This window comes from Arthrobacter subterraneus (assembly GCF_900099735.1).
GTDB lineage: Bacteria > Actinomycetota > Actinomycetes > Actinomycetales > Micrococcaceae > Arthrobacter_D > Arthrobacter_D subterraneus.
In genome coordinates, this window is record NZ_FNDT01000044.1 from 1 (window position 1) to 7359 (window position 7359).

The following is a 7359-nucleotide window of genomic DNA, read 5'->3' on the forward strand; positions in this document are numbered from 1 at the left end:
CGCCATTGCCCGCGGTTATCTTCAGTGCAGTTTATGGTGCTTGTTTCATGAGAATCGATCAGGTTCACCCCCGATTCTCAGTGCCTCCCGTTCAAGTGAGTAACGATGGTTCTCTCAACCGGTCAAACGCGCCGTTGCTGGTCTCTTGGCAGGGGCAGTTAGAGTATTGAGCCCAGGTCGGAGCCGGTTGATGGGTAGACAGCGGTGGTTGATTTCAGTTGCCGGGTTGTCAGGCCGTGTTTCATGGCGACGCTGATGGTGTTCGCTAGCTCGGCGTAGCCATGTCCGAAGAGGTGGGCACCGACGATGAGATCGGTGTCCTTGTCGACCAGTATTTTGGTGGCTCCGGCGGTTTCACCGATCCGGTAGTTCGAGTACCAGCCACTGGTGTCGGTATAGCGGACGTCGATGTTCAAGCCATTGCTCTGAGCTTCCTGCTCGAGCATGCCTACCCGGACGAGTTCGGGGACGGTGAAGACAGCCGTTGGCGTTGCAGCGTAATCCGGTACTGTCGTGGCGGACTTCAGCATGTTTGAGGCGGCAACCTTCGCCTCGATGACCGCTACGGGGGTCAACGGTGGTCCGGCGGTGTCCGCTGCGTCCCCGGCAGCATAGACGGCGGGGTTCGTGGTGCTTTGCAGGTGCCCGGCCACTTCCACACCATGGCTGCCGTGCGCCACCTGACCTGCGTCCAGGTCCAGCCTGGATAGTTCAGCGACTCTACCGGCACCGTGGACGATGAGGTCCGCCTGGATCGAGTCCGGGGTGCCGGCGGTGTCGGTGTGGATGGTGTATCCGCTGCTGGACTTGGTGATAGACGTGATGCTGGTGCGGCGTCGCACGTCGACGCCCGCGTCTGATCCGCGCTTGACCAGGAGGTCGACAAGGTCGGCGTCAAACGCCTTCAGGGGCCTGGCTCCCCGATCGAGGATGATCGGTGTGCTTCCGGCCCGGGCAGCGATGTGAGCGAATTCGAAGGAGATGAAGCCGCCGCCGAGGAACACGATCCGGCGAGGAAGTGTCTCCAGGTTCAGGAAGTCGCTGCTATCGATCAGATGCTCGTGTCCTGGGAAATCAAGCGGCCGCGGCACTGCCCCCGTCGCTATCAGGATTTTGGATGCCTCGTACGGTTTGTCTGCGATGTCGACCTGGGTGGGCCCGGTGAAGGTTGTCGGACCATGCAGGGTTTCCACTCCATGGGCTCGGAGGTCCTGTTCCATATTGTGTGGAACGGGGTCCGTGAAACCGTGCTTGTGCTTCATCAGGTCTTCCCAGTTGATGGAGAGCCCATTGCTGTCGATGCCTTTGCCGCCCATGAGCCGGGCGGCGTCGATTACTTCGGCGCCGCGGCGCAGGATCTTCTTGGGATCACAACCGCGCAGGGCGCATGTCCCACCGTAGGGAAGCGCGTCGACGATTCCGACCCGCCAGCCCTTGGACGCGGTTTTCGTCGCGGCGGCAACCCCGGCCATTCCCGCCCCGATTACCAGCAGGTCATAGGTATCAGTCATCAAGGAAACTCCTTCGTGAGTCAGTGGGAACGTTGTTCTCTCAACTGGCGCAGCGTGGATGCCAGTCCATCGTGGGCTTCGCCGTGCAATGGACAGAGCGGGCAGTCATCCGACGGCGCTCCTGAGCTGGGCCAGGCTCGGCGCGCCCGCCGGCCCGTCATCGGTCATATACCTGCGGCAGGCCAGGCCGACCTGCGTGGAGTCATCACCAAACGCGTCGACGCCGTTAATGAGGACGGTAGGAGAGCCGTGGAAGCCTACCCGTTCGGCGGCTTCCACCGACTCGATGAGCTGATATTCGAGCACGATGTCGGGGCGTTCCTCAGCAAGGATGCGCAGCCGCTCGTCTGCGACCGTCCAGTTCGGGCAACCATCAAAGTACTGCAAGGTGATGTCCATGCACCCCACGGTAAACCTTGCAGTCGGGTATAAGGTCAAGGGCTAGAATTGGACCATGCTGATCGGAGAAGTGTCTGCCGCCACGGGCGTGGACAATCAAACCATCCGCTTCTACGAGCGACAGGGCCTACTGCCCGCGCCTGACCGGACCGCTAACGGCTACCGGACGTACGACAGCGCAACTGTCGATCGCTTACGGTTCATTCGCGCAGCGCAAAGCGCAGGCCTTGCCCTGACTGAAATCGCCCAGGTCCTCAACCTTCGCGATGCAGGCCAGACACCCTGCACCCACGTATCACTCGTCCTCGAACAGAAACTTGCCGAGGTCCGGACACGCCAACAAGAACTCGCCATTCTGGCACGCGAGCTCGAGGAACTCATCGAAACCAGCCGCACCCTGGACCCAGCAGATTGTGGGCCAGCAGAGATCTGCCACATCCTCACCACCAAGTAAGCACCCCAGAGCAAGCAGATACCCGGCGCCGGGTGCGCACTCCTAAACTGACATATGACCGCAGCCAGCAAGCCCGATGGGGCTACCGCAACCTGTTCATGCTGCGGACGTGACCTAGCCCTGACAAAGCTGCACGCGGTGGAGGATGGAGCCGCCTACATCTGCCGACGATGTGGATTATGGATCGCTCTTCGCCTCCCGAGGCGAGTATGACCGACCCAATGTTACGTTGCTTCTACCTTGTCATTGAGTGACTTCTGGCGCGTTTGGATCGATTTTGGTGGAGTTAGCCCACTCAATTTGTTTGCGTTGGATTGATGTCAATCGGCTGCGGGGTAGGGTCAGGCCTCGTGACCACTTTCAGCGCGGTTGAAGTCCCTCTTTCTACGGGAGAACGGGTCTACGTCGTCGTAGACGCCGACTTCACGGTGTCTGAGGAAAGCAGACTCTACTCACTGTGGTTGAGCCAGGCGGGCCGATCTATCAACACTCAACGGTCATATCAGACGAAGTTGGCGGTTTTCCTCACGTGGGCGTCTTCAGAAGGTGTGGACTGGCGGAATCTGACGCTGCTCGATTTGATCAGATACAAACTGCATCTGCAGACTGCCGCTCCCGGCCATCGTTCCCGGTCGGGAAAGACTGTGAACGTGTATCTTGTCGCGGTCCTGCAGTTCTTGCGGTTCTGCGCGCACGAAGGCTTATGCGATGTTGACGTCGATAGAAGATTCTTCGACCAGGCTGGGCTGCGGTCCGTGAACCCACTTGACGGAAGCGCAGATCCCGACCGCATGCCGCGGCTGAGCCGGATGCTTAAATCGCGGGAAGTGACGAAACGCCCGCAACCGATCAGCGCTGATGAGGAGTTGCGATTGATGGCGTGCGCGACGAACCCGCGCGATGCGCTGCTGATCCGGTTGATGCTGCACTGCGGGTTACGGGTTGGAGAGGCTCTGGGTCTGCGCCTGGAGGACCTTCACTTCTTGCCGGAATCGAACCATGCCGGGTGCTTCGAACGCGGTCCGCATGTCCATGTTCACCGCAGGATCAATAGCAATGGCGCCCTGGCCAAATCCGCCGACCCCCGCAGCATCCCGGTGACAGACGAGGTGACTCAGGCGTATGCCGCCTATCAGGATGAGCGCTACCAGCTCCTCGGCGGGATCTCGGACGACTACGTCTTCGTGAACCTTTACTCCCGTAATAGCCCACCTGGTGAGCCGCTCCGCTATGCCAGCGTCCATGCCATGTTCAGGCGATGGGAAGGAAGAACCAAGGTGCGGGTGCGCCCGCATCAGCTCAGGCACACTGCTGCCACCAGATGGGTTCGAGCAGGACATCCCCTCGATGTGGTCCAGGAACTGTTGGGCCATAGAAGCCTGAACTCGACGCAGGTTTATCTGCACGCGTCGGCGGACGAGATGAGAGCAGCGGTCGATTCGGTCACCTGCGGAAGTGGCGAGAACAATGACAGCTGAGTTCCGGCAGATGCTACTCACAGAGTCCCCCGGCACGGAACCGGGGACGTACCTCGCATTCCTGCGGCAACGCATCAACAGAAACTGGCGGCCCAGCGAATGGGACGGCAAGCTCTGGCATTTCACCTCGGATCCCGCCAACCCGCTCACTGCCGCCTATCCGTGCAGGGCTGCCGGCTGCCCCGGGTTAGCCAGAGGCAATGGAGCCCTCTGCGTGCCCTGCAAATCGGCGGCCAGGAGCAGCACGAAAGGCGGGTACCGCGCAGACCATGGGGCAGATCGGACCTCAAAGGCCGCGGATCGGTGCACCATCACGGTCAGCGGGCAGTCCTGCAGGGCACTGTCGAGCCACCACGGTCTGTGTTACCACCACTATCACGCCTGGCGGGGACGTCTCACCGCCGCAGGCGGTGACTACCCGCTGGAGAAGTATCAAGCGACAGCCCGGGGTGTGTTCCCACGTGGCCAGCGGTGCGCCGTTCCGGGATGCCGGACCGAGGAATGGCGTTTCGAGAAGTCACTGTGTCTGGGCCATCGCTTTCAATGGAAACGGCTCAAACGCCAAGGCATCACCTTGGAGCAATTCATCGCCGTCCCGCGTCCCATCGGCCGGCAGTGGTCCACCACCGAATTCTCGCTGGTCGATCTTCCACCAATTCTTCGGCATGAGTTCCTCCTGACTCTGCAACAGCGTGACCAGGAGGGCTACCGGCTGGATCCCTGGGTGCTTCGGCGCTGCATCACCATCGCCTTGGAGCATGGGGCGCGAACGATGGAGAAGCTTCACCAAATCATGCTGGCGAGCTCGACGGATCAGCGGTTGCAGAAGGGTTTCACGAACTACGCACGGATGTGGTCGGCCCGCTGGCGGTACCAGCACACGGGCACCGATGCGAGGAAGGACGACGTCTGGGACGCTGCGGTCCTGATGCTTCGTGCACAATCCGGGAGCGACACCATCTGCTCGAAAGGGACCCTGGATTTCCGCCCCGTCCGTATCCATTGGCTACGTGAGGCGGTGAAGGAATACGCCGCCGTCTTCGAACTCCCGGCCGATAGAATCCGTGACCTGATCCGGTCGTGCAGCATCGCCTCGGACGCACTGCTACGCCGCCCATATGGAACCACCCCGGATCGGTTGGGAAGGGCTGACGCGAAAGCGATATTTCAGGCCTATTCGACGCTGATCACCCACGATGGGGCACCTCGCTCAGAACGATACAGATACGAACATTTCCACCGATTCCGTCGGCTCCTGCACGAAGGACGAGAGCTGAACGCCCTTCAGCGCTTGGCCCCAGCGTTCCGGTTTCTCGCCACGGACACCCTCACCAGCGGCCGGAAGCGCAGCACCGTCAACAAATCCATTCCCGACGAGGTCATCAAGGTGCTGGACGAGAACCTGCACCTGTTCACCGTCGCCGAAGACCACACCTACACCAACGGCCGACCAGCCGAACTCTGCAACCACATGCACCAAACCATCTATCAGCTACTGCGGGACCTGGGCCGGCGTCCCTCTGAGATCCTCGGCCTCAAACGCGACGCGCTGCAGCACTACGATGACGGACGGCCCTTCATCCGCTACGACGCCCCAAAGACCGGCGACATCGGCCTGGAACTCCCCATCCATCACTCCACGGCAGACATCATCACAGCCTGGCTTGACCGTCTCAATGCAGTCACGGACATAGAACCACGGGCAGCTGACCTGATGTTTCCCTCGCTCTCAGGATTCGGGCCAGCAGCACGCAAACCTATAACGATCAGCGGGTACCACACCGTCTATTGGCGGTGGATCGAGCGCATCAAGAACCTGCCCGACCATATCCAGGGCCCAGGCGGCGTAGCCGAAACCTTCGACCGTTCCCGGCTGCGCCTCTACTCATGGCGACACACCTATGCCCAGAGGCTCTCCGACAACAACACCGCTCCGGACGTCATCCAGGAACTGATGAACCATAAAAGATTCGAAACCTCCGCCGGGTACATCCGCATCAACCGGCAACGCAAAGCCGACGCCATCCGCATCGTCGACCGCACCACCATTGACCGCCACGGCGCAGCCCAACCCCCGCACAGCTATCCCGCATACACCCGCGGATCGGTAGCCACACCACTGGGGCTCTGCACCGAGCCATCCAACGTCAAAGCAGGCGGTCAGGCGTGCCCGGCACGCAGTAAATGCGGTGGATGCACCTACTTCCGCGCCAACGTATCCCACCTGCCCTTGATTGACGCTCACATCGTCGCGCTCACAACCGACCTGGAACTCGCCCGACCGATCGCCGATACCTGGGTATTGGAGAGCCTTACCGCCGAAATAAGCTCCTACCGCAAAATCAGACGGCTGCTCGCCGACACCAAGACCAGACTCTCCCCAGCAGAGCAAAACGAAATCGACCGGGCGACAGAACTCCTACAGGCTCTCTCCACCGCGCCGGCCCAGGACCCGCTTACCGCCGTCCCCCTGAAGCTCCTGCCACTGACGCCCAAAGAAGCATGAAGACTCACCCCAACGAGACATCGAGCAAGTCTGCACTGCGTACAGCACGGCTCATCGCGGCCAAAAAAGCCGACAGCAAACGACGGCGTGAAGCAGTGCTCAAGGCAATAGCAGCGCATACAAAGGCAGGCCGGTCCATCACTGCCGCGGGCATAGCCCGGTCCGCTGGAGTAAGCACCTGGCTGATCTATAACGCGCCGGACCTCCTCGAGGCCGTACGTAGCGCTGCCGCACAGAACCATGCGAAGGAGGACGTTGATAGGAAGCCGACCGATTCAGCGCCCACCATCAACAGCCTGCGCAATGAAGTACTGATGCTCAACGCCAGGCTCACAAGGACCGCCGCAGAACGGGATCAACTGAAGAAGGCACTGAGGAACAAGATCGGTGCACAGCTCGAACTTGAAACCACAGGTGAACTCAAAACCCGAATCGGGCTACTTGAACGGTCCCTCGAACGGGCCCGCCTGGACCTTGAAGATTCCCAATCTCGCAATAGTCTCTTGCGGGACGATCTGGAAGACGCTCAGGATGAGCTGCGGGCGGCCAGAAGAATCAACCAGATGCTCGTGAAGGAAAACTCTCAACGGGGATCTGTCGTACCTTTCAGGTCAACCGTCTAGGAGTTAGTCTCCTCGGCTTCCTGCAAGTTCATCTCCTTGATCGAGGCAGCGGTGCGCTCATAGGCATCCGAGATGTAGTCCTCAAGCTTGGAAGCCTCGACTCTCCACTGACCCCGGCCCCCCACTTGGATCGCCGGTAATTCACCAGAGCGAACGATCGCATAAGTCTGGGAAGAAGAGATGTTCAAAACCTCTCCAACATCAGCCAGAGTCAGGAAGCGCTTCTCGGCCATCGTGTCCCTCCCTGGTCACAAACATGCTCAACACGGCTTATCGAAACCCACGATACTCAAAATCACGGAAAGACGGGCTAGGAACGCTTTCGCAGGTCAAGCACAGAAAGACTCGGCAAACACGACCCGAAACTTAAGATAACCGCGGCCGCCGA

7 protein-coding genes are annotated in these 7359 nt (G+C 60.4%); 4 read left to right on the forward strand and 3 right to left on the reverse strand.

The window, feature by feature from the left end; genetic code table 11:
- Positions 1-158: 158 nt before the first annotated feature.
- Both BLS52_RS17965 and BLS52_RS17970 read right to left on the reverse strand, forming a co-directional pair.
- Positions 159-1511 (reverse strand): dihydrolipoyl dehydrogenase family protein, encoded by a 1353-nt coding sequence (locus BLS52_RS17965; protein WP_090588536.1) that lies wholly within the window; start codon positions 1509-1511, stop codon positions 159-161.
- Positions 1512-1616: 105 nt separating this feature from the next.
- Positions 1617-1910 (reverse strand): thioredoxin family protein, encoded by a 294-nt coding sequence (locus BLS52_RS17970; RefSeq protein ID WP_090588537.1) that lies wholly within the window; start codon positions 1908-1910, stop codon positions 1617-1619.
- A gap of 55 nt (positions 1911-1965) precedes the next feature.
- On the opposite strand from BLS52_RS17970, the gene BLS52_RS17975 reads away from it, so the two are divergent.
- The 4 genes from BLS52_RS17975 to BLS52_RS17990 all read left to right on the forward strand — a co-directional run bounded on the left by BLS52_RS17975 (position 1966) and on the right by BLS52_RS17990 (position 6971).
- Positions 1966-2364: a heavy metal-responsive transcriptional regulator gene (locus tag BLS52_RS17975; protein WP_090588539.1), complete on the forward strand. Its 399-nt coding sequence runs from the start codon at positions 1966-1968 to the stop codon at positions 2362-2364.
- Positions 2365-2714: 350 nt separating this feature from the next.
- Complete coding sequence (locus tag BLS52_RS17980) at positions 2715-3842, forward strand: tyrosine-type recombinase/integrase (RefSeq protein WP_175460238.1); 1128 nt, start codon at positions 2715-2717, stop codon at positions 3840-3842.
- Positions 3843-4416: 574 nt separating this feature from the next.
- Positions 4417-6348: a site-specific integrase gene (locus tag BLS52_RS17985; RefSeq protein WP_175460239.1), complete on the forward strand. Its 1932-nt coding sequence runs from the start codon at positions 4417-4419 to the stop codon at positions 6346-6348.
- A complete protein-coding gene (locus tag BLS52_RS17990; RefSeq protein WP_090588544.1) occupies positions 6345-6971 on the forward strand; it encodes a hypothetical protein in 627 nt (208 codons plus the stop codon). Before BLS52_RS17985 ends, BLS52_RS17990 begins: the two co-directional genes overlap by 4 nt.
- Here the strand turns inward: BLS52_RS17990 and BLS52_RS17995 are convergent.
- Positions 6968-7204, reverse strand: a complete 237-nt coding sequence (locus tag BLS52_RS17995; protein WP_090588545.1) for a helix-turn-helix domain-containing protein — start codon at positions 7202-7204, stop codon at positions 6968-6970. The genes BLS52_RS17990 and BLS52_RS17995 overlap by 4 nt on opposite strands.
- Between the last annotated feature and the right edge of the window lie 155 nt (positions 7205-7359).

Coding starts and splice junctions, on each gene's coding strand:
- BLS52_RS17965 (WP_090588536.1), bottom strand. CDS start 1,511: ATGACTGATACCTATGACCTGCTGGTAATCGGGGCGGGAATGGCCGGG.
- BLS52_RS17970 (WP_090588537.1), bottom strand. CDS start 1,910: ATGGACATCACCTTGCAGTACTTTGATGGTTGCCCGAACTGGACGGTC.
- BLS52_RS17975 (WP_090588539.1), top strand. CDS start 1,966: ATGCTGATCGGAGAAGTGTCTGCCGCCACGGGCGTGGACAATCAAACC.
- BLS52_RS17990 (WP_090588544.1), top strand. CDS start 6,345: ATGAAGACTCACCCCAACGAGACATCGAGCAAGTCTGCACTGCGTACA.
- BLS52_RS17995 (WP_090588545.1), bottom strand. CDS start 7,204: ATGGCCGAGAAGCGCTTCCTGACTCTGGCTGATGTTGGAGAGGTTTTG.